General features: G+C 34.7%; 19 protein-coding genes. 11 read left to right on the top strand and 8 right to left on the bottom strand.

Annotated features, from left to right (window positions below; genetic code table 11):
• The first annotated feature begins 89 nt into the window (after positions 1 to 89).
• Both Q1A60_RS02915 and Q1A60_RS02910 read left to right on the top strand, forming a co-directional pair.
• Positions 90 to 1,631 (top strand): glycine--tRNA ligase, encoded by a 1,542-nt coding sequence (locus Q1A60_RS02915; protein WP_299761137.1) that lies wholly within the window; start codon positions 90 to 92, stop codon positions 1,629 to 1,631.
• A 124-nt stretch (positions 1,632 to 1,755) separates the two neighbouring features.
• Complete coding sequence (locus Q1A60_RS02910) at positions 1,756 to 3,642, top strand: T9SS type A sorting domain-containing protein (RefSeq protein WP_299761134.1); 1,887 nt, start codon at positions 1,756 to 1,758, stop codon at positions 3,640 to 3,642.
• A 143-nt stretch (positions 3,643 to 3,785) separates the two neighbouring features.
• Here Q1A60_RS02910 and Q1A60_RS02905 read toward each other — a convergent pair whose 3' ends face one another.
• Positions 3,786 to 4,133, bottom strand: a complete 348-nt coding sequence (locus Q1A60_RS02905; RefSeq protein WP_299761132.1) for a hypothetical protein — start codon at positions 4,131 to 4,133, stop codon at positions 3,786 to 3,788.
• A 41-nt stretch (positions 4,134 to 4,174) separates the two neighbouring features.
• Positions 4,175 to 7,594, bottom strand: coding sequence for a hypothetical protein (locus Q1A60_RS02900; RefSeq protein WP_363322567.1), 3,420 nt, complete (start codon positions 7,592 to 7,594; stop codon positions 4,175 to 4,177).
• 317 nt (positions 7,595 to 7,911) lie between these two features.
• Here Q1A60_RS02900 and Q1A60_RS02895 point away from each other — a divergent pair, with 317 nt between their 5' ends.
• The 4 genes from Q1A60_RS02895 to Q1A60_RS02880 are packed head-to-tail and all read left to right on the top strand — an operon-like array spanning position 7,912 to position 11,211.
• Positions 7,912 to 8,676, top strand: coding sequence for an exodeoxyribonuclease III (locus Q1A60_RS02895; protein WP_299761126.1), 765 nt, complete (start codon positions 7,912 to 7,914; stop codon positions 8,674 to 8,676).
• Between the two features lie 41 nt (positions 8,677 to 8,717).
• On the top strand, positions 8,718 to 9,701 hold the full coding sequence (locus Q1A60_RS02890; protein ID WP_299762558.1) for an OmpA family protein: 984 nt from the start codon (positions 8,718 to 8,720) through the stop codon (positions 9,699 to 9,701).
• Between the two features lie 19 nt (positions 9,702 to 9,720).
• On the top strand, positions 9,721 to 10,131 hold the full coding sequence (locus tag Q1A60_RS02885) for a hypothetical protein (protein ID WP_299761123.1): 411 nt from the start codon (positions 9,721 to 9,723) through the stop codon (positions 10,129 to 10,131).
• A 45-nt stretch (positions 10,132 to 10,176) separates the two neighbouring features.
• Entirely contained in the window at positions 10,177 to 11,211 is a 1,035-nt protein-coding gene (locus Q1A60_RS02880) for an aldo/keto reductase (protein ID WP_299761120.1), read from the top strand.
• Between the two features lie 195 nt (positions 11,212 to 11,406).
• Here the strand turns inward: Q1A60_RS02880 and Q1A60_RS02875 are convergent, their stop codons facing one another.
• From Q1A60_RS02875 to panC, 6 genes are all read right to left on the bottom strand, one after another.
• A complete protein-coding gene (locus Q1A60_RS02875; RefSeq protein WP_299761117.1) occupies positions 11,407 to 12,165 on the bottom strand; it encodes a T9SS type A sorting domain-containing protein in 759 nt (252 codons plus the stop codon).
• 78 nt (positions 12,166 to 12,243) lie between these two features.
• A complete protein-coding gene (gene radA / locus Q1A60_RS02870; RefSeq protein ID WP_299761114.1) occupies positions 12,244 to 13,614 on the bottom strand; it encodes a DNA repair protein RadA in 1,371 nt (456 codons plus the stop codon).
• Between the two features lie 367 nt (positions 13,615 to 13,981).
• A complete protein-coding gene (locus tag Q1A60_RS02865) occupies positions 13,982 to 15,130 on the bottom strand; it encodes an alpha/beta hydrolase-fold protein (RefSeq protein WP_299761111.1) in 1,149 nt (382 codons plus the stop codon).
• 39 nt (positions 15,131 to 15,169) lie between these two features.
• Positions 15,170 to 16,132 carry a lysylphosphatidylglycerol synthase transmembrane domain-containing protein gene (locus Q1A60_RS02860; RefSeq protein WP_299761108.1) on the bottom strand — a complete coding sequence of 321 codons (963 nt, stop codon included), beginning with the start codon at positions 16,130 to 16,132 and terminating at the stop codon, positions 15,170 to 15,172.
• Between the two features lie 4 nt (positions 16,133 to 16,136).
• Positions 16,137 to 16,487: an aspartate 1-decarboxylase gene (gene panD, locus Q1A60_RS02855; RefSeq protein WP_299761104.1), complete on the bottom strand. Its 351-nt coding sequence runs from the start codon at positions 16,485 to 16,487 to the stop codon at positions 16,137 to 16,139.
• Positions 16,488 to 16,506: 19 nt separating this feature from the next.
• Positions 16,507 to 17,355, bottom strand: coding sequence for a pantoate--beta-alanine ligase (gene panC, locus Q1A60_RS02850; RefSeq protein ID WP_299761101.1), 849 nt, complete (start codon positions 17,353 to 17,355; stop codon positions 16,507 to 16,509).
• Positions 17,356 to 17,450: 95 nt separating this feature from the next.
• On the opposite strand from panC, the gene Q1A60_RS02845 reads away from it, so the two are divergent.
• The 5 genes from Q1A60_RS02845 to Q1A60_RS02825 all read left to right on the top strand — a co-directional run.
• Positions 17,451 to 18,260, top strand: coding sequence for a glycogen/starch synthase (locus Q1A60_RS02845; RefSeq protein ID WP_299761098.1), 810 nt, complete (start codon positions 17,451 to 17,453; stop codon positions 18,258 to 18,260).
• A 7-nt stretch (positions 18,261 to 18,267) separates the two neighbouring features.
• On the top strand, positions 18,268 to 19,965 hold the full coding sequence (locus tag Q1A60_RS02840) for a DUF4270 domain-containing protein (RefSeq protein WP_299761095.1): 1,698 nt from the start codon (positions 18,268 to 18,270) through the stop codon (positions 19,963 to 19,965).
• Positions 19,966 to 19,988: 23 nt separating this feature from the next.
• The gene (gene glmS, locus Q1A60_RS02835; RefSeq protein ID WP_299761092.1) at positions 19,989 to 21,836 is read left to right on the top strand and encodes a glutamine--fructose-6-phosphate transaminase (isomerizing); all 1,848 of its coding nucleotides are present in this window, start codon (positions 19,989 to 19,991) and stop codon (positions 21,834 to 21,836) included.
• 111 nt (positions 21,837 to 21,947) lie between these two features.
• A complete protein-coding gene (locus Q1A60_RS02830; RefSeq protein ID WP_299761090.1) occupies positions 21,948 to 22,382 on the top strand; it encodes a hypothetical protein in 435 nt (144 codons plus the stop codon).
• Positions 22,383 to 22,609: 227 nt separating this feature from the next.
• Positions 22,610 to 22,917 (top strand): DDE-type integrase/transposase/recombinase (locus tag Q1A60_RS02825; protein ID WP_300007148.1); only part of this gene is annotated, 308 nt, incomplete at its 3' end.

Genomic DNA, 22,917 nt, shown 5'->3' with positions numbered 1-22,917 from the left:
TCTAATAAAGATGTATACGCTTTCGCGAAAGCGTATAAAGAAACAAAACAATAATATAGCAACATCATAAAAGAAATAGGAAATAGATTATGGCTAAGCAAGAAGATAAATTCAAGAAAGTAATCTCTCACGCAAAAGAATACGGATATATTTTTGGAAGCAGTGAGATTTATGATGGATTAAGTGCCGTATATGACTATGGTCAGAATGGAGTAGAGCTTAAAAAGAACATACGTGAATATTGGTGGAAAAGTATGGTGCAAATGCACCAAAATATTGTAGGGCTTGATGCGGCTATCTTTATGCATCCTACCACTTGGAAAGCTTCTGGTCACGTAGATGCCTTTAGTGATCCTCTTATAGATAATAAAGACTCTAAAAAACGCTATAGAGCAGATGTGCTAGTAGAAGATTATAGAGAAAAAATAAATCAGAAAATAGAGAAAGACATTGCCAAAGCAAAAAAACGATTTGGAGATGCCTTTAATGAAAACGAATTTAGAAGTACAAATCCTAATGTACTACGCCGTCAAAAAGAGATCGATAAAATTACACTGGAATTAACACGTGTTCAAGAAGAAGAAGACTTAGCTGGATTTAAACAGCTTATCGAAGATCTTGGAATAGTGTGTCCGGTTTCTGGGTCTAAAAACTGGACAGATGTACGTCAGTTTAACCTAATGTTTGGAACAAAGTTAGGAGCCTCTGCAGAAACTGCTACAGATTTGTATTTACGCCCGGAAACTGCTCAAGGTATTTTTGTTAATTTTTTGAATGTTCAGAAAACGGGAAGAATGAAAATTCCTTTTGGAATTGCACAGACGGGGAAAGCATTTAGAAATGAGATTGTGGCAAGACAGTTTATTTTCCGTATGAGAGAATTTGAACAAATGGAAATGCAATTTTTTGTACGTCCAGGAGAAGAAATGAAATGGTACGAGTATTGGAAAGAAACACGTTTAAATTGGCATAAGTCATTAGGATTAGGAGAAGAAAACTATCGTTTTCATGATCATGATAAACTAGCTCATTATGCTAATGCTGCTGCCGATATTGAATTTAATTTCCCATTCGGTTTTAAAGAATTAGAAGGAATTCATTCTCGTACTGATTTTGACCTTAAAGCACATGAAAAGCATTCAGGCAAAAAACTGCAATTCTTTGATCCAGAGTTAAATGAAAGCTATGTTCCTTATGTGGTAGAAACGTCTATAGGACTTGATCGTATGTTTTTAGCTGTGCTTTCTACATCTTTACAAGATGAAGAATTAGAAGATGGAACATCAAGGGTGGTCTTAAAGTTACCTTCTATACTAGCTCCTGTTAAAGCTGCTATCTTGCCACTTGTGAATAAAGATGGGTTGCCAGAAATAGCACAACAAATAGTAGATGACTTAAAGTTTGACTTTGAAGTGACTTATGATGACAAAAAAGATAGTATTGGTCGCAGATACCGCCGTCAAGATGCCGCAGGAACACCATTTTGTATTACAATAGATCATGATACTGTCGAAACAAAAACAGTAACGATACGTCATCGTGATTCTATGAAACAAGAACGAATTGCTATAGAAGAAATTAAAGGAATTATTGATCAGCAAATTCATTTTAAAAATTGGATGGACTCTTAAAAAGAATTATGCATACATAATGAAATAGGGTGTTTTTAGTGGTTTTATACTATAAATAACGGGGTTTTACGTAAATTTGTTAACTTTTTAACAAAAATCTTACTACAAATAAAAACTACACGCGATGAAAAAACACATCAAATTAATGGCGGTAGCATTATTAGCCACAGGCTTTAGTGCTCTTGCTCAAGAAACACCCAATACTACAAATGAAGTAACCGTCCTTCGACCCGTAGAAGTATATGTAACTCAACGTATGGATTCGTATCCTACAGTTACAGCAGATCAAATTCCTGAAAAGGAAGTTCCAAGAGGAATGTTTAGTGGACATAGGCAAAGACTAGCAGATCACCTTAATTCAGTTGAAGATAGTGATATTCAGGAAGATCCATTAGCACAAACATCTCCGCCAACAAGAATAAGTAGGGCTCCTATTCAAAATTTTCCCGGAATTCCTCTTAATGTAAGTCCTCCAGATCCATCAGGTGCTGTTGGACCTAACCACTATGTGCAAATGACCAATGGTCTTTGGAGTGTATGGGATAAACAAGGAGTGCAGGCATCAGGTTTTCCAAGAAATTTATCAGATCCTTTAGGGGCTGGAGGTGATGGTGATCCAATTGTGCTTTATGATAGAGAAGCAGACCGTTGGTTAATAAGCGAATTTAGAAACCCTTTTAATCCTAGTGCTAGTAGATTTACAGTAGCTATTTCTAATACACCAGATCCTACAGGTACCTATACTGTATACTCGTTCAATCCTATTGCTGCAATTGATTACCCTCATTTTGGTATTTGGGGAAATAGTATTGTAATAACAGGTAATTTCGCTCAAAATGGTAATACAATTCCAGACGGAAGAATGTATGCCATAGATCGAGAAGCAATGCTAAACGGGGATACTGATGTTGCATTTGTAGAGGTATTTATGCCTGATTTTAACCCTGGAGTAGCATTTTCTGCACCACAACCTGCACATTCTGAAGGTGCAGGAATGGCATCTGGTCCAGTTCCTATTGTTTGGATGCAAGACAATATTTTTCCTGGAGTAACGACAGATAATATTAGTGTTTGGGATTTTGACGTTGATTGGAGTGACCCTTCAACAGCTACTGTAACAGGACCATTGGCTATCCCGATTGCCCCTTTTGACAGTTTTATAGCAGGGACAGGTAATAATCCGTTTGCAAACTTAGATCAGCCGAATACTAATAATAGAATTGATGCTTTAGTAAATGTTGTGAATTATCAAACACATCGTTATGATTTTGGAACTCATGAATCTATAATTGTCAATTTTGTAGTAGAAGTAACAAATGGAAGTCGTAAAGCTGGTTTACGATGGATAGAGCTTAGAAGAACTCCTGGTAATGATTGGGAATTATACCAAGAAGGAACGTTTGTAGACCCAACAGGTGATGAAAGTGTATTTATGGGTGCTATGGGTATGGATCAAGAAGGAAATATTGCAATGGGATATATTAAGACTGGAAATGATACATTCCCTTCGTTATATTATACAGGAAGAGGTCCTAATGACCCACTTGGAGAAATGACAATTGCAGAACAATTGATCATAGAAGGAACAAATTCTGTAACAACTAATGATCGCTATGGAGATTATGGACAACTCACTAGAGATCCTGTAGATGATTTAACTTTTTGGTATACTTCTGAATATTCTGGACAGCCTAGAAGGACACAAATCGCATCATTCAAAATATCAGATTTTTTATCTGTAGACGAATTAGTAGCTAATGATTCAGATTTTACAGTAAATACTTTAGATAATAGAAATTTTGAAGTTGCATTACGTACAGAATCAACTAATGATATTTTAAGATTATCAGTACATAATACATTAGGTCAAAGAGTCGTATATAATCAAATAGAAAGACAAGGTAATACGTATAGAAAACTTGTTGATTTATCGGGAATGAGTTCTGGTGTTTATATTGTTACTATTGGTAATTCTAAGACAAAATTAAATAAAAAGATTATTGTTAAGTAATTAAGTCATTTTATTAAAATAAGGAAAGGGCGAAAGCATATGCTTTCGCCCTTTCCTTATTTAATTTTATAACCAATTACTTATAAAATAGTAGAAATTTTCTGTATTCGCTTTCGCGAAAGCGCACCCAAAATGATATAATACTATTTTTTTGCCGGAAGCATTTCCTTTATAGATACAGGATTAGCTTTATTACAACGATTCTTCATGCGTAGCGGACTAAATTTAAAATAAACAGTCATTCCATCTTTCTTATATCCGTCTTCTAGATTGATAGGATCATAATATAATCCGTCTTTTAATTTGATGGTATACTCACAATCCTCTTTTTCTTGAGAATACTCAATGACACCTGAAGTATACCCTGTTGAGTCAAATGTTTCTTCAGTTGCTTTTTCTTCAATGTTATCTTTTGTCACTTCTTCTGTGTTTTTACAAGAAACAAAACATAATAATGCTGCTGCTCCTAATACTATTAATGTAGTTTTCATAATAATGGTTTGATTTTAAAAATTTAAAGGTCGTAAAAATATTAGAATAACGCTTTCAACTGAATGTTACCAGTGTGTATCGTTCTAGAATCTTCACTTTTTCTACCAAAATAGGAGATGTTTAAATCTAAGAATTTAGTCAATCTCTTTTGAGCAATTAGATTCCAAGTAAAATTAGTACCTGGTTGTAACCCTTCCAGTATTTGAAAAGCAACAGGACTAAATGCACTTCCTTCAAATTGATTGTCTATATAATTAAATTCTCCCATAAGTGATAGTTTCTCACCATCTGCTATGGCAAAAGAAGTGCCAAAACTATTTTGCTGTAAAGCTTCCAATCCTTCATTCGTGTTTTGCTTGTCTTGATAGGTATAGAATAATGATACTCTAGAAGTCTTACTAATAAGGTAGGAAATCTTAGGATTTACATTAGCATTATCAATACTAAAATTTCGCGATGGAAAATTTTCTGCTACACTTTCAGTAGTTCCAGTTTCTGCTTTGAAGTTGAAAAGCCAACTTTCTTTTATCTTATGTAAAAAATTGATTTGATGTGTTTCTAATTCATTATCCTGAAGACCTGTAGAAAGTAGATTGGTTGATTTATTAGAAACATAACTGTAGGTTGTGGTGTAGTTTTGCTTCCCGCGATTAAATGTAAATGCATTCCGAAAATTCAATCCTAACCCTATTTCATTTTCATCTGCTTCAAATGGATTGATTGTAAAGCTTTCTCCTTCGCGTAACGCTCTTCTATCTATACTATAATTAGTTTGGTTATAAAAGCGCGAGAGAAACTTCTTTAGGCCTTTCTGGCCATTCCATTGTTGCGGATTCAAAGTCAACTGACTGCTTAGTTTGTTTTGATGTGTTTGTAAGAATAATTGATTGGGTAATAATACACGTATAAAATCTGCTTGATCTTGAAATTGAGCAAGATCAAATTCTTCTAATTGCTGAATTCCATCGCCATTAAAATCGTTCCAGGTATGCGTCCCTTGTCCTTCATCTACCGCAATAAATGTAAATTCTTGCTGTGGTTGTGTACCACTATTGGTCTCAAAAACAGTATTGAGTCTTATGATGTCTTTTGCAAAACGCTGGTCGTATAATAATCTTGAGTTTAGTGAATTTTGAGTTTCTATCTCGGTATCTTCAAAAGCTAATGTTCGGTAATTAATAAATACCGAAAGATTGGTTTTTTTATTTTTTAGTAATTGTGATTTTAAAAAGTAGGTGTTGGATGTATTTACACGTTCTATCCTATTAGTTCGTAAACTATCATTCACACGGTAGCGATATCCAGCTTCTACATACACATTGGTACTATCTCCAATACCTACAAACCCTTCATACAATTGAAATCGCTGACTATCGGGAGTGATAGAATCATTTATTTTAGTTGTCCTAACATTATCTTCTGTATAAAATTTACCACCTACCCAAGCTTTTTTAAGGTCATATACAGCACTACTGTATAACTTAGAAAAATTAGATGTTACATTCAGATCGTTTGTATTTAATATACTTCCATTAATAGCACCTTTCAGTTTTTTAGCATTAATAGTACTTGCTACAGAATGTCTAGTTCCTGAATATGTGGTATTAAAATCTAGATTTTCAAAACTATATATGATAGATCCTAATTTCCTGTTTTCGTATCGTAACCCTGTGGTTAAAAAACTTTGATCGCCTACGATTATAAGTCCGTTGCCATTTGTATTTTGAAGGTCTGTGTCCAAGTTCCAGTCACGATTAAATTCTACATTATATAATCCTTCTACATTGGTAAAACTCTCTTGGATATAATCCCATTTCCCAAAAGCTTCTAAGGTTGCCGTACTGTCTTTTTTAAATAGTTGTTGTTTAGCCTTTAGATGGGTAGCAAATGCATTATTGTCATCATCATCTAGATTAGAAAAAAGATTGAGATCATTTTTGCTTCCTGCCGCCTCAAATGTGATTGCTGTTTTTTCTGAAGGGGTATAACTTCCATTTACAATAGCAAGTTGCAATAAGGTAGGCGCAAAAAGACGTATTTGTGGTGCAAAAGACCCTTGTGGTACACCATCAATAGGCGCTACATATTCAAAAGTACGTCGTAATGTATTCGTTGTGCTCAGTATATAATCACCTTGATTAGGCCCTACATTACTAAACCGAACATTAAATAGTTCCTCTTCAGGATCGGTACTAAATTCAAATACCTCAACACCATTTACAGTAATTTGACGATACAATACTTTATTGTCACTAAAGGTATCAGGCACGGCACTTTGCGCTACCATTTGATTGGGGTCATCTCCCGCATTTGCTAGAACTGTCACTTGATCTTCACTTAACGTTTGTTGTAACGGTTGATTTTTAGCATCAGATTCTGAATACACTTGTGCGGCAATCTTAAAAGTATCGCTTTCGCGAAAGCTACCACCGCCATACGCCACAAAACGAGTAAAATTACGTTCACTAAACTGGTAATCTACCGTGATACGCATCTCACTTGTAATAGGAAATGTAGAGTTAAAACGAATCTCTCCTGCATTATAATCAATGATATAATCTTTTGCTTCTCCACGTTCCAGAAGAATTCCATTTACATATACAGCCTCACTTCCAGAAACAATCAACACAAAAAGTTCGCCGTTTGGACCTGTAAGTTTATATGGTCCTTGGTTTCCTTCCTGTCCTGTAAATACACTCGTATTAAAAACGCCTCGTACCAAAGCACCTGTTGCAAATAGACTCGTTTTACTGTCTTCAGAATGGTTAATATCTCCACGTAATGATAGTCCTTGTATTTTTTTAGTAAACTGTCCGTAATACGATTCTGTGTCTTGAAGATTAATATCTCCCGCTCTGATATTCCAGTTATCACTAAAAAGCTCAATAAAAATTTGATCAAACTCATCTAGATTTTGAGAAAAACCACCTTCTTGACTTGGAATATTTGCATCTTGGATAGAGGCTCGTAAGGTAACCTTATCACTCAGTTTCCCGCTTAATTGTAAATCTAATTCAGAGTTTACAGTGCTATTTTGATTGCTTCCAACGGTTACGCCACGTACAATACTACCACTCGTATTTAAGCCATTAAAAGGTGTAAATCCTGTTCGTTTTTTTTGATTTCTTAAATTGGTAAGTCGGTCTAGATTTCCAGAACTTGTTACAATACGCTTTGGATCAAACTGGACATATTTTCGAGTGAGAAAGTTGGGATATACTCTGTATGTAATGACTAAAGTGTCTGTGGGTATGGTTTCTTTCGCTTTAAGCGAAAGCAGACTATTTGCATAATCAACGGTATATTTTGTACTATCTAATGTAGCACCTTCTCGTGTTTCTATTTTAAATAGAGAAGGATTGATACTTACCGAATCTAATTGTATCGTATCTCGCAACGGAATTCTTTTGGTACGTACCTCTTGGGCTACGAGTGTAGCTGTGCATAAGAAGAAAAGCAAAAAGTAAAGATTCCGCATTATAACTAGAACTCTCTTGTGTTAAAAATATTTTGTAGGTATTAGAAATCAAAGGTAAACTTTATAGCCTTTTTAACTTCTTATGTGTACTACTTTTATAAATTAGCATTTTACCCAAAATATGTATTAGAAAATCTATTACATCATAAAACAATAGGAAATACTATTGCTACGCTACATTTTTTATTTTAACCGTAGCGATGCTATGCTAAAAACAAGAAAATGTTAGTATTTAATGTTGTTTTACGCTTCATTATGAAGTTCTAATTCATAGTTTTGAGATAACATTTTAGACACTTATGAAGATTATTTCTTACAATGTAAATGGAATCCGAGCAGCCCTCCGTAAAGGGTTTGATACTTGGTTACAAGCTACAGATCCAGATGTAGTATTACTTCAAGAAACAAAAGCAACTGTAGATCAGGTAGATGTGGCTGTTTTTGAAGCGTTAGGCTATCACCATTATTGGTTTAGTGCACAAAAAAAAGGATATAGTGGGGTGGCTATTCTAACCAAGCAAAAGCCCAATCATGTCGAGTATGGTACAGGCATTGAGTCTATGGATTTTGAAGGTCGTAACATCCGCGTAGACTTTGATGACGTATCTGTAATGAGTTTATATCTCCCATCAGGAACCAATAGTGCTCGATTAGAACACAAACTAGAATACATGGATTTATTCCAATCGTACATTACTGATTTAACAAAAGAATACCCTAATCTTGTGATAGGAGGCGATTATAATATTTGTCATGAAGCGATAGATATACATGACCCAATACGTAATAAAAATACGAGTGGTTTCCTTCCTGTAGAGCGAGAATGGATTGGTAATTTTATGGAAAGTGGTTTTATAGATTCTTTCCGTCATTTAAATAAAGAACCCGATAATTATACGTGGTGGAGTTATAGAGCAAATTCAAGAGCCAATAATAAAGGATGGCGTATCGATTACAATATGGTCAGTACACCTTTAAAAGATAAAATTGCACGTGCCGTCATTTTAAAAGATGCGATGCATAGTGATCACTGCCCACATATGGTTGAATTATCACTCCACTAAATAAAAAAACAACAATAACCCAAAAATTGAGAATACCTATGATGATGAAGAAAGTCCTACTACTATGCCTTGCAGGAATTACCCTAAGTTCTTGTGTTTCAAAAAAAGTCTTTGAAGACCTTGAGTCAAAATACGCACGACTTCGTAAAGAAAATCGCAATTTATCAAGTGATCTCGCTTCCGCGAAAAAAGACTTAGCTAAAATGACCAGTGATTACGAAGTAGCTTCTAAAGATTTAGAAGCAGCACAATCTTCTTTGGCTGATTATAAAAGTAAATATGAAAGTACACAAGCAAGTTTAGAAAGCCTTCAAGCATCGTATGATGCATTAGAAGCCAATAGCAGTGCGAGTATTGCAGCAAATTCAAAGAAAAATAGAGAATTGCTCGCTGAATTAGAAGTAAAGCAAGCAGCACTTGCTGCAAATAAAGAAGCTTTAGAAGCAGAACGCAAACGACTAGAGCAGTTACAAAAAGACCTTGCAGATCGCTCTAATCGTATTGATGAACTAGAAGCTGTAATTGCAGCAAAAGATGCCAATTTGCGTAATTTAAAAGATGCTATTTCAAAAGCCCTTACTGACTTTGAAGGAAAAGGACTTACAGTAGAACAAAGAGATGGAAAAGTATATGTCTCATTAGAAAATAAACTATTATTTGATAGTGGTAGTTGGACCGTAGGAGCCAACGGAAAAACAGCAGTAAAACAATTAGGAAATGTACTTGGTGATAATCCAGATATCGCAGTGTTGATAGAAGGACATACAGATGATGTTCCCTATTCTGGAAGTGGAAACTTAAAAGGAAATTGGGATTTATCAGCAAAAAGAGCCACGGCTATTGTGAATATATTACGAGAAAATAAAAGCATTGATCCGAAGAATTTAACAGCTGCGGGTCGTGGAGAATATGCGCCTGTTGCACCTAATGATACTGCTGAAAACAAAGCAAAAAATAGACGTATCGAAGTGATTCTAACGCCAAAACTTGATGAAGTCACTGCGTTATTACAAGATATAGATTAAGTGATTAAATAATGAGACAATGAAAGAATATAAGGATTTGACCATTAAGGAGTTCCTACGTATTCTTTTTTATAGCCTTATCGCACTGGTATGTGTGTCTTTATTAGTTTTTTTATTATTAATAAATACAATGGGAAATCATTTTGTTGAGCGCGAATTTTCGTCTAAAGTTTGGAAAAAAGATGAAAATAAGCGAGTAGAAATGATAGATGATCTTATAAGTAAAAAAGTAATAGATGATTTACCAGCATGGCAGGTGATTACTCTTCTAGGTATGCCAGACGAAGACTGTTATTTTTATCAACTAGGTCATGATATGATCTATTATTTAGGACCAGAGAGAGGTTACTTCAGTATAGATAGTGAGTTTTTGCTAATCTGGTTAAATGATGATAATTTTGTAGAAAAATATGAAATAGGACTAGATTAAATACTCTAGTTATAATTAAAAAACCGTTGTTGCGGAAATTGAAAAATGAAATACACCCACTTACCAAACACAGACATTAAAGTCTCAAAAATATGCCTAGGTTCTATGACTTGGGGAGAACAAAATACCGAAGCCGAAGGGCATGCACAATTAGACTATGCTATATCACAAGGTGTTAATTTTATTGATACGGCAGAGCTATACAGTGTGCCTAATGCACGAGCAGAAACCTATGGAAGCACAGAGCGTATCATAGGAAGTTGGCTAAAGAAAACAGGAAAGCGCGATCAAGTAGTAATCGCTTCTAAAATTGCAGGTCCAGCGGAGTTTACAAAGCATATCCGTACAGGAGGGTTTGCAAAACATGAATTAGAAGATGCCGTTAATAAAAGTTTAGAGCGTCTCGGAACAGATTATATTGATTTGTATCAGTTGCATTGGCCAGAACGACCAACAAACTTTTTTGGTCAATTGGGATATACGCATAATGAAAATGATGGCTGGGAAGATAATTTTGCGCAAATCTTAGAAGATTTAGATGGCTTAGTAAAAGTAGGGAAAATTAGAAATGTTGGACTTTCTAATGAAACACCTTATGGATTATCAAGATATCTAGAAGAAGCGCGTAAAGGAGCTCCTAAAATGATTACAGTACAGAATCCGTATAGTTTATTAAATAGAAAAGACGAGGTAGGACTTACGGAAATTATGCATAGAGAAGACGTAGGGCACTTACCATATTCTCCTCTTGGTTTTGGACAATTAACTGGAAAGTATCTTGATGGATATCCTCCAAATGCGAGAGTTACGTTATTTCCTAACTACAGTAGATACCATAATGAAAATTCATTTGAAGCAACGAGACGTTATAAAACCATTGCAGATGCTCATGGATTAAGTTTGACACAAATGTCTCTTGCTTTTGTAAATACACGTCCTTTTGTGACGGCAAATATAATTGGAGCTACTTCGGTAGAACAACTTGCTGAAAACATAGGAAGTATTGATGTTGAATTATCTGAAGAAGTTTTAAAAGCTATAGAAGAAGTACATGCGGCAATTCCTAATCCTGCGCCTTAAGTAAACTACCTTGGGACAAGCTCACGAGGCATTTATACGAAACTGAATTTTAATTTCGATACAGGACTCGGGATATTAAACCCTTTGGCGGGGCCAATAAAATAGTAAATGGTATTATACGCTTTCGCGAAAGCGTATTTAGAAGCCTTCATAGTCTACATGCTATGAAGGCTTTTTAATTTTGGTATATATTGATTACGATTTTATAAATCGAAATATGCCTCTATTCGAAGGTGTCATCACAATAGAATAATACGTTCCCATTGCTAATGGAGCAATATCCATTCTTAGAAGATTTGTGTTTGTTATTCGTTCTTCCATGACGAGCTCTCCAATAAAATTATAGGTGCGTATAGTGATTTCTTGTTGGAAGCTTCCTAGCGAGACATCAATAATTTCAGAGGTAGGATTTGGATATGCTGAAATGATCATAAGGTCTAAATCATCTAAAGCTAAAAACTCATCAGTAATACTAACGTTAAATACAAAATCTACTACTTGACCAAATTCTCCACCGTTTTCAAAAGCAAAGCCTCCTGGATAGGGATTATTAATATCTACTAGAAGATTTACCGTAACTCCTGGAATTTGAAATGTAAAAATATCTCCACTAGTGATCGGAAATTCTTCTGCAAGATTGATTCGTAAACTCTCACCTGCAGCTCCAAAATTCATCACTGGAAATTCTTGTGTGTAAATAGGTTCGCCAGATACCGTTGCACCTTCAAAAATCTCTAAGGTTCTTGCTTGTTGAGTACCACCACTTCCAGTGATAAACTCTACATATTCTAAAAAGCCATCACACTCTGCTGTAAATGATTGTGCCCAGTCAAAATTGTTTTGAGGGTCAAATGATCCTACGTCATTTCCAAAGGTACATTGCGCCTGTATTGAGGAAGGCATAAAAGCAACAAGGAATAAAAAAATATAAGGTAACGTGTAGTTTTTTGTCATAATATATATGTTATTGTTTTGCATTTCAGTCGTAAGCCTATATATGCGCTTACGAATAACATATCTATTGCTAAGGGGTTACCCAAATAAATGTCTTACAACATCATGTACTTTGGCTACTTTAATAATGGAGATTTTGTAGTCATGATCTGGAATTTTACAATATTTAGAAACAATAATTCCACTGAATCCTAATTTTTCCGCTTCATGGATACGTTGCTCTACTCGTGTAATTGGGCGTACTTCACCTGCAAGTCCAATTTCGGCAGCGAGGCATAGTGACTTGTCTATGGCGATATCTACATTGCTAGATAATACAGCGGCAACCACAGCAAGATCAATAGCAGGATCATCTACAGAAATTCCTCCTGTAACATTTAGAAACACATCTTTTGCACCTAATTTAAAACCTGCTCTTTTTTCCAACACAGCGAGTAGCATATTGAGGCGTTTTACATTATAGCCAGTAGCACTACGTTGCGGTGTTCCATACACAGCCGTACTTACCAACGCTTGAATTTCAATCATGAGAGGACGCAAACCCTCTAATGTTGCTGCTATAGCTGTACCACTTAACTCTTCATCATTTTTTGATATTAAGATTTCACTAGGATTAGATACTTCGCGTAAACCGCTTCCTTGCATTTCATAAATACCTAACTCATTGGTACTTCCAAAACGATTTTTATGAGCTCTTAAAATTCGATATACGTGATTACGATCTCCTTCAAACTGGAGTACCGTATCTACCATATGTTCTAAAATTTTTGGTCCCGCAATATTTCCGTCTTTAGTGATGTGGCCAATTAAAATGACAGGGGTTGCTGTTTCTTTTGCATATTTGATGAGTTCTGAGGTAGTTTCACGTATTTGTGAGATGCTTCCGGGACTGCTTTCTATATGATTGGTGTGTAGTGTTTGTATGGAGTCTATAATGACAATATCAGGTTGTATTTCTGAAATATGTCTAAAGATATTTTGTGTTTTGGTTTCTGCAAGAATATAGCATTGATCACTATCAGGATGAATACGATCTGCACGCATTTTAATCTGTTGCTGACTTTCTTCGCCAGAAACATACAATGTTTTATAGGGAAGGTTTAAAGATATCTGAAGACATAATGTACTTTTTCCAATACCTGGTTCTCCTCCTAAAAGCGTTAATGATCCAGGTACAAGACCTCCTCCTAAAACACGGTTGAGTTCCCCATTTTTTGTATCTAACCTTGTTTCGGCAGAGGCAGTAATCTCATTTATTTTCAACGGTTTATTGGTGCGAGTATTCGCTTTCGCGAAAGCGGTATCCTGTTTCCAATCTTTTTTATCTTCCTTTTGGATGATTTCTTCAACAATAGTGTTCCATTCTTTACAGGCATGACACTGACCTTGCCATTTAGCGTGTTGTGTGCCACAGTTTTGACAGAAAAATGAAGTTTTTGTTTTTGCCATTGTTACATTTCGCTTTAAGCGAAAATACTAAATAATACCACCTATCAGTTGAATTTGCTGTGATAAAACACCCTTCTTTTCTTCCTATTTCAAAAGAAAAATAAAACGTAGGTAAGACTATATTTTATTTTTCTTTCTCCTATAAAGGGAAGAGTTATCGTTTTTTTTCGAGTAAATTTAATTGCTAGCTAGCATAAAAATAGGTAGAAATACGTGTTTTTTAATAATAAGGACGTTCTATATTTGTCTTCATCAAAAAACATGTCGTGTTTTGATAAAAATATTTGATTGGGGGATTGAATATTATGCAAAAGAGCAGTTACTTAGTAACTGCTCTCTTTTGTTTTAGATAAGTTGTATAAGTGTCTTAATATCCGAAATCGGCTTTAATTTTATCTGCTTTGTCAAGCATTAAGTCTTTGGTTAAGAAAGATATTTCTTCTAGTAAATATGCATTTTGGTAGGTACGCATTGCTTTTTTAGGTTCCCCAGATTTTTCAAAAGATAAAGCGAGGTAATAATTCCCTAACATGGTTTCTGGATATTGTTTTCTGGCAAGTTGACCTAATTGTTCCATGCCATCCCAGTTTGATTTTTTTTCTAATGCTTTTCCAACAGCGACAATGTCATTAACTCGCATAGGATCATCGAGTCCAAAAAGTTGTTTTACGGTAGTGTACTTGTCAATGAGATAGTCATAAGGAGAGCCATCTAATTTTAGAAGGACTTCTTTATATTCTTTTTTGCTAATAGGGCGATATATAGAAAAAATTTCTTCGATTGCTTTAGGAATCGCACGTCCTACAAGAGAATAGTGTGTTGCGCCCTCAAAGTTATCGTAGTAATACTTTAAGTTGGAGTTTGAAACCAATTTTATTTGATTGTTTAGAGGCTCTATGGTTTCTCGTAATACACGTATGTCTTCTGTAGCGGTTGCTAAATAATAAAATATTTTTTGATCAGATGCTCCTAGTCTTGCTACAAGACGTGTTTCCATTTCTGGGGCAAGGTCAGGACTTAATGATACATATCCTTGAAATAGTGCAGGACTTTTCATAAGATAATAATTCATGAAGTTTGCTGTAAGATCATGACCTACCACCATTCTAAACTGATTGGTACGGTATTTTTCATCAAGCCATGGCATTAATTCTAGGCCTATAAACTCAAAAAAAGCAGCACCTTCATCTACAGGTAAATAACTTACATCGTCATAATAGGTGTCATCATCTCTTGTATCTACTTGATTAATGCCAACAACAATGGCTTCTGGCATTTCTTCCCAGTAACTATAGTAATCTACATTACCAGCTACAGGTTCAAATAAATAATCTCCGTCTAACACAATAATGACAGGATATGTTTTTTCAACATTAGAATCGTAGTTACGCGGTAATTGTATTTTAAGTTGGCGACCTCCATCTAGCTTTATAGAAGAGATTTCTTCATATTGTGTTTGTGCGATACTTGTAAATGATAAGCATACACATAAAATTGAAAAAAGAATTGATTTCATTAGGGCTGTTTTTTAATAAGTGCCCTAAAATACAAAATTTTATCTGCGGCGTATTACAAATACATAAAGAGCACAAATACCACCAATAAGTATATTGAATATGGTTTGTGTTCCCCAGATAATAGATCCAAAGGCATTCCCATCTGCTTCGTTATATCCAAAAAAGGAAAAGACAGTGACCATAGCAATAGGATAGGCACCCATTCCTGCATTGGTTGCGCTCATTGCAAAAGCACCTACGACAAAGGCTGCAAGTGTTATGCCCGTAGAGATACCTTGAAGTCCTGGAACGGTAAGCGTTACAATCCAGAACATAGCAATATACATGGCCCAAATAAATAAAGTATGGAAAATAAAAGCAGCATTTTTTTTCATAGATAAAATGCTTTTTACGCCTTCTAAAACACCTAAACCGAATTCGCGAACTTTTACAATAAATGGATGTGATGATTTTTTTAAAATACGAAGCCCTACAATTCCTATTATGAGAAGGATTGCTAGGCTTATAATGGAAGATATAGGGTTTGCTTTTTCTTTAAATAGATCTATTAAAGCTGTAGACTGTAATATGACTGCGGTAATCATTATAAAAAGAAGCATCACTAAGTCTGCAATACGTTCAGAAACTACAGTTCCAAATGCTTTTTCAAAAGGGATCTTGTCTGTGCGCTGTATAGATACAGCACGTAATACCTCGCCAGATCTTAGTACAAATGTATTTGCAAAATATCCTGTCATTACTGCAGCAAGGCTATTCCCAAATTTAGGTTCGTACCCCATAGGTTCTAACATAAACTTCCACCTATAGGCTCTAGACATGTGGCTTAGGATAGAAAATATAAAAGAAAGTATAATCCAAATAGGATCTGCATTTTTTATGGTATTCCACAAGTCAATTCTTTCTTGCGGGGTCATCCCTCCAAGCCAATACCACATTAAAAAAACTCCCAAAGCAAGTGGGAGTAAAATTTTAAGTGTTTTTAAAGCTTTTTTATAAGCCACAAGTTTACTTTAATAAATTTGTGCTCTCGTCTGGGAAACAAAGTGTAGGCTTGAATTTTTTTGCTTCATCAAAATCCATAAATGCATAAACAATAAGAATTAAGATGTCTCCTTTAGAAACCTTTCTAGCAGCGGCACCGTTTAGGGTGATTTCTCCACTTTTTCTAGGGCCAGGAATCGCATAGGTTTCTAAACGTTCTCCATTGGTCACGTTTACAATTTGAACACGTTCTCCTTCAATAATATTTGCAGCATCCAAAAGATCTTCATCTATGGTGATACTTCCTATATAATGTAATTCAGCTCCTGTTACTTTAACACGGTGAATTTTAGATTTTACTACATTTACTAACATGGGGGCAAAGATAGGTATTTTAGTTAATAGCCATATTGTCTATGAGACGTATTTCTCCTGCAAAAGCAGCAATAAAGGCACGGTATTTTTGATGTGTACGCTTTCGCGAAAGCGGTCTCAGATTCTTTACATTTGATATTTCAAAATATTCTAACCTAAGATGAGGATTGTTTTTAAATTGAGTAGTAACCCAATCTCTGAGTGTCTTAGCACTTTTTGAATCAAAATCCTCTTTTACTTGATTAAGTATTTTATAAATAAAGGTTGCTTCTTCTAATTGTTGAGGTGTTAATCTGGCATTACGACTGCTCATAGCAAGACCATTTTCTTGTCTATGAATGGGACATCCTGTTATTTTAAGAGGTAATTTTTCTATTTCGACAAGTTTTTTTACAATAAGTAGTTGCTGAAAATCTTTTTCTCCAAAAAAAGCTTCATCAGGATTTACGTGTCTAAATAAATGATTTAACACCGTTCCAACACCATCAAAATGTCCAGGTCTATGTGTGCCTTCCATAACAACTTCGATCCCTTTAAAGTTATATTGTTTTGATTGTACGTTATCACCATAGACTTCTTGAGCTGTAGGGGCATAAATAGTAACGCGGTCTTTGTATTTGCCTAGAAATGAGGCATCTTTGTCTAAAGTGCGAGGATATTTTTCTAAATCAGAAGCATTATTAAACTGCGTAGGATTTACAAAAATGCTTACAATTACATAATCATGATGTTGTAAACCATACTCAATGAGGGATGCATGTCCTTGGTGTAAAGCCCCCATTGTAGGTACAAAGCCTATAGAAGATTTTTGCTTTCTTTTCTCTGAAACGTAATTAGCTATTTCAGTTTTTGTTTTTATTAAGTTCACTTTATCAAAAAATTAACGCCTGCAAACTTACTATATTAAAGGGAGATTGCATAAAATTTAGTATTTTTGCGTGTTTTTAAATCAACAATATATATATGAAAGATAAGAGGATATTGTACGTGTCATCTGAAGTTATTCCCTATTTACCAGAGACCGAAATTGCCTCTATGTCGTTTGAAGCTCCTCAAATGGTTAACTCAAAGGGGGGACAAATACGCATTTTTATGCCTCGCTATGGCAATATCAATGAGCGCAGGCACCAACTACATGAAGTAATAAGGCTTTCAGGAATGAACCTAGTCATTAATGACTTTGACATGCCTCTTATTATAAAAGTTGCTTCAATTCCAAAAGAACGCATACAAGTATACTTTATAGATAATGAAGAGTACTTTAAAAGAAAAGCTACATTTACAGATGAAGATGGAAATCTTTTCCCTGATAATGATGAGCGTGCTATTTTCTTTGCGAAAGGAGTTGTTGAAACTGTAAAGAAATTAAATTGGTCGCCAGATATTATCCATGTACATGGATGGTTGGCTTCATTATTACCATTATATCTTAAGCAATATTATGCTAGTGAGCCTCTTTTTAGCCAGAGTAAAATAGTAACATCTATTTATAATCAAGGGTTTGAAGGTTCATTGAATAAAGAGATGATCAATAAGATCGCTTTTGATGGTGTTGATACAGAAAGTATTTCAGAGTTACAAGATCCTACTTATGAGAATCTTATGAAAGTAGTTGTAAAAAATTCTGATGCTGCTATTATTGGGTCTCCAGAATTAAATGAAGACTTAGCTAAAATACTTAATACATCTAAGATTCCTGTTTTACCATATAAAAAGAAAGAGGAATTTCCACAAGCGTACGAAGAATTTTATACCACCAAAGTACTAGAGTAAAAGGACTATGAAAATTTATAATTATATAAGTAAAGGCCTAGTGGCCTTACTTTTCGTATTGGCATTTATTGCCTGTGAAGAAGATTTAGGAGAAGTAGGTACTGGAATTGTAGGAGAGGTAAATTTTGATACCGAAATGATTGATGATTTAAGTGTTACTGCCTACAGTATGAATTATCCTTTAGGAGTTCAAACGAATGGAGCTCCTGTAGGAGTTTTAGGAGTTTATAATGACCCTGTATATGGTAAAACAACAGCTTCTTACTTATCTCAAGTGGTACTCTCAAGAACAAATCCAGATTTTGGAGAAAATACAGTGCTTGATAGTGTGATATTTACAATGCCACATTTTTCTAGACAAGTAGAGGTGGACGAAGATGGTAATAATACGTTTGAGCTTGATTCTATATTTGGTAATTCAGGAGGGATTACATTATCTGTATATCGATCTAACTTTTTCTTAAATGACCTTGATCCAGATTCAAACTTTGAAGATCCTGAAATCTATTTTTCTAATGATGTTCCAAATTTTCAAGGAATACAAGGAGACTTATTATTTCAAGTAACTGATTTTGTTCCACAACCTGATGAAATTATTCTAACAGAAGTTACTTTTGATGAAGATGGAGATCCTGTTTTAGATGAAGATGGAGAGATTGTTAAAGAATTTTCTGAACGTATTTCTCCAGCATTAAGACTGCCGCTTAATGTTGATTATTGGAATCAAAACATTATACAAAGGGAGGGAGATGATGTATTATTAAATATAAATACGTTTAATGACTACTTTAGAGGTCTTTATCTACAAGCAGAAGATCCTGATAATAATGGGAATTTATTCTTATTTGATTTCAACCAAGCAAATATTACCCTTTACTATAGTTTTGAAGGCGATGATGATTCAGGTGATCCTGGTGAGCCTAGTAATGATGGGTTTGGAGAAATCAGTTTAAATTTTAGTGGGGTTAGTGTTATAGACTATCAAAATGATTTTAATCCTTCTATCGTCGATGCTATAGAAAACGCTAATACAGATGATGGAGAAGATAACTTGTATTTAAAAGGAGGTGATGGTAGTATTGCTATTATAGAACTTTTTGGTCCAGATTTTGACGGAGATGAGGTAGCAGATCAATTGGAAGTACTTCGTACGTGTGATAATATTATTATTAACGAAGCAAACTTAACTTTCTATGTAGATCAAGATGATTTAGGAGCTGGCGGAGGTGCTTTAGAGCCTGAAAGATTATTTGTAGTAGACTTTGATAATAATAGTCTATTAATTGATAACTTGATTGATAATACTGCTGGAATTAACGGCCCTATTAATACAAGAACAAATCATTTAGGAAGACTTGTTAGAGAAGAAGATGGTAATGAGTCAAGTTTAGGCCAGAGTTATAGAATACGAATTACACAGCACGTAAATAATATTATTAAAAATGATTCTACAAATGTGCGTCTGGCGCTAGCGGTATCACAAAACGTAAATGTTGATAATACTGCTATCATAGCAGGTACAGGAGGAATAGAAGATGCTCGAAGAACACCTATTTCTAGTGTAATCTCTCCAGAAGGAACAATTCTTCATGGTAATTTAAGTACTGATGAAGCCAAAAAATTAAAATTAAGGATATTCTATACTTTAACAGGAGATATAGATCCTAATAGCCCTTGTGGTCAGATATTAGGTTTAGATAATTAAATAATCGAATAACATATAGCAGTATGTGCGGAATTGTTGGTTACATAGGATACAGAGACGCGTATCCTATTATTTTACAAGGATTACAACGTCTTGAATATAGAGGATATGATAGTGCTGGAATAGCGCTTTATGATGGTGAAAATCTTAAAGTATCAAAGACAAAAGGAAAAGTTGAAGATTTAAAAAATCGTTTAGAGAGTGAGATTTCTACAAATGGCTCTATAGGAATAGGACATACGAGATGGGCAACACATGGTGTGCCTAATGATATTAACTCACATCCTCATATATCAAATTCTGGAAATCTAGTGATAATACACAATGGAATTATAGAAAATTATGATCCATTACGTAAAGAGCTTATTAATAGAGGGTACTCTTTTACATCAGATACAGATACAGAAGTACTTGTAAACTTGATTGAAGATGTAAAGATAAAAGAAGGCGTAAAATTAGGGAAAGCTGTACAGATAGCACTTAATCAAACAATTGGAGCTTATGCTGTAGCTGTTTTTGATAAAACCAAACCTAATGAAATTGTAGTAGCTAGATTGGGAAGTCCTCTAGCAATAGGTGTAGGTGAAAATGAATTTTTTATTGCATCTGATGCCACTCCTTTTATAGAGTATACAAACAACGCTATCTATCTTGAAGATGGTGAAATGGCTGTTGTGCGTAACCATAAGAAATTAAAAATACGTAAGATTAAAGATGATTCTCTTGTAGATCCATATATTCAAGAACTCCAATTAAATCTAGAACAGATTGAAAAAGGAGGGTATGATCATTTTATGCTTAAAGAAATTTACGAGCAACCCGACGCTATTACAGATACGTTTAGAGGACGTATGCTTGTAGATAAGGGTATTATAAAAATGGCAGGGATCGATGATCATTTAGATAAGTTTTTAAATGCTAGACGTATTATTATAGTTGCTTGTGGTACTTCATGGCATGCAGGTCTTGTTGCTGAGTATATTTTTGAAGAATTTGCTAGGGTTCCAGTAGAAGTAGAATATGCTTCAGAATTTAGATATAGAAATCCAATCGTATATAAAGACGATGTTGTTATTGCCATTTCTCAAAGTGGAGAAACAGCAGATACAATGGCAGCAATTAAGTTAGCAAAAGCTCAAGGAGCATTTGTCTTTGGTGTGTGTAATGTTGTTGGTTCGTCAATTTCTAGAGAGACTCATGCAGGTGCATATACACATGCAGGTCCAGAAATAGGAGTGGCTTCAACAAAAGCATTCACAACTCAGATTACAATCCTTACATTAATTGCTCTGAAATTAGCAAAACATAAAGGGAAGCTTTCAAATTCTGAATTTAGAGCGTATTTACAAGAATTAGAGCGTATACCAGCAAAAGTTGCTAAGGCTTTAACCTGTAATGAACAAGCAGAGTATGTTGCAGCACAATATAAAGATGCATCTAATGCTTTATATCTAGGTAGAGGATATAATTTCCCCGTTGCCTTAGAAGGAGCATTAAAGCTTAAGGAAATTTCATATATCCATGCAGAAGGATATCCCGCTGCCGAAATGAAACATGGACCCATTGCATTAATTGATGAGCAAATGCCAGTAGTTGTTATTGCTACAAAAAAAGGACATTATGAAAAAGTGGTTAGTAACGTAGAAGAGATTAAGGCAAGAAGTGGAAAAATAATAGGTATTGTAACCGAAGGTGATAAAGAGGTGAGAAAACTGGCAGATCATGTTATTGAAATACCAGAAACGTTAGAGCCATTTACACCATTATTAGCTACAATTCCTTTGCAATTATTATCCTACCATATTGCAGTAATGTTAGATAAGAATGTAGATCAACCTAGAAACTTAGCTAAATCAGTTACAGTAGAATAATAGCAAGTATCATATAGAATATAAAAAGAGGCTGTCTTGACTCTTTAGACAGCCTCTTTTATTTCAGAAGTGTCTCGTCCTGAAATATCGATACACTAAAACTTTAGTGTAATGAAAACATCAGTAAACACAGGGATTGTCAAACGCACTCAAAAAGATTACTCCCTCTCTTTTAAGCTTCAATTAGTTGAAGAAGTAGAATTGGGTTTGTTGTCAAAATCACAGGCAAAGCTCAAGTATGGTATTCAAGGGGATTCTACAGTCTCTAAATGGTTGCAAAAATATGGTACTTTTGATTGGGAGAATCAATCTCCTAGAATTATGTCAAAAACTCCCGAGCAGAAAATATTAGAACTAGAGGCTAAAGTTAAATTGTTAGAAAAGCAAAAGGCTAGAGCAGAACATCTTGCTGAACGAGCAGATAAGAAGGTCATCATATTTGATATGCTTGTTGATATGGCTGAAAAGGAATATGACATCCAGATTAGAAAAAATTACAAACCCGAGTTATCGACCACTTTAAAGAAGAACACAAAGAAACCTTAGTTTCTACCTGTGATTTACTCGGGGTGAACAGACAGGTTTACTACAGATCTATTAAATCAAGAGCCCATAAACAGTCAATCGCTCAAAAGGTGATTGTATTAGTTAACACCATACGAAGTTCTATGCCTAAGTTAGGAACACGAAAATTGTATCATATACTTAAAGACAAACTATCCGTATTAAATGTGGGTAGAGATAGACTTTTTAGAATATTACGCGCTAACCATATGCTGATAAAACCAAAGCGAAGTTATCATATTACAACAGACTCTCATCACCGTTTTAAAAAGCATAAGAACCTTGTGAGTACTATAGAAATAGAAAATCCAGAATCTGTATGGGTAAGCGATATAACTTATGTTGGAACTAGAATCAATCCATCATACCTAGCTTTAGTTACAGATGCCTATTCTAAGAAAATAGTAGGATATGATGTATCTAATAGTTTATCACTGGACGGTGCTTTAAGAGCCTTAAATATGGCTATAAAAAATAGAGTGTATAAGGAAAGACCATTAATACATCATTCAGACAG

Origin of the sequence: uncultured Dokdonia sp. (assembly GCF_947492535.1) — a bacterium.
GTDB lineage: Bacteria > Bacteroidota > Bacteroidia > Flavobacteriales > Flavobacteriaceae > Dokdonia.
Note: the sequence above shows the minus strand (reverse complement) of the source record. Positions and strands in the feature narration are given on the sequence as shown.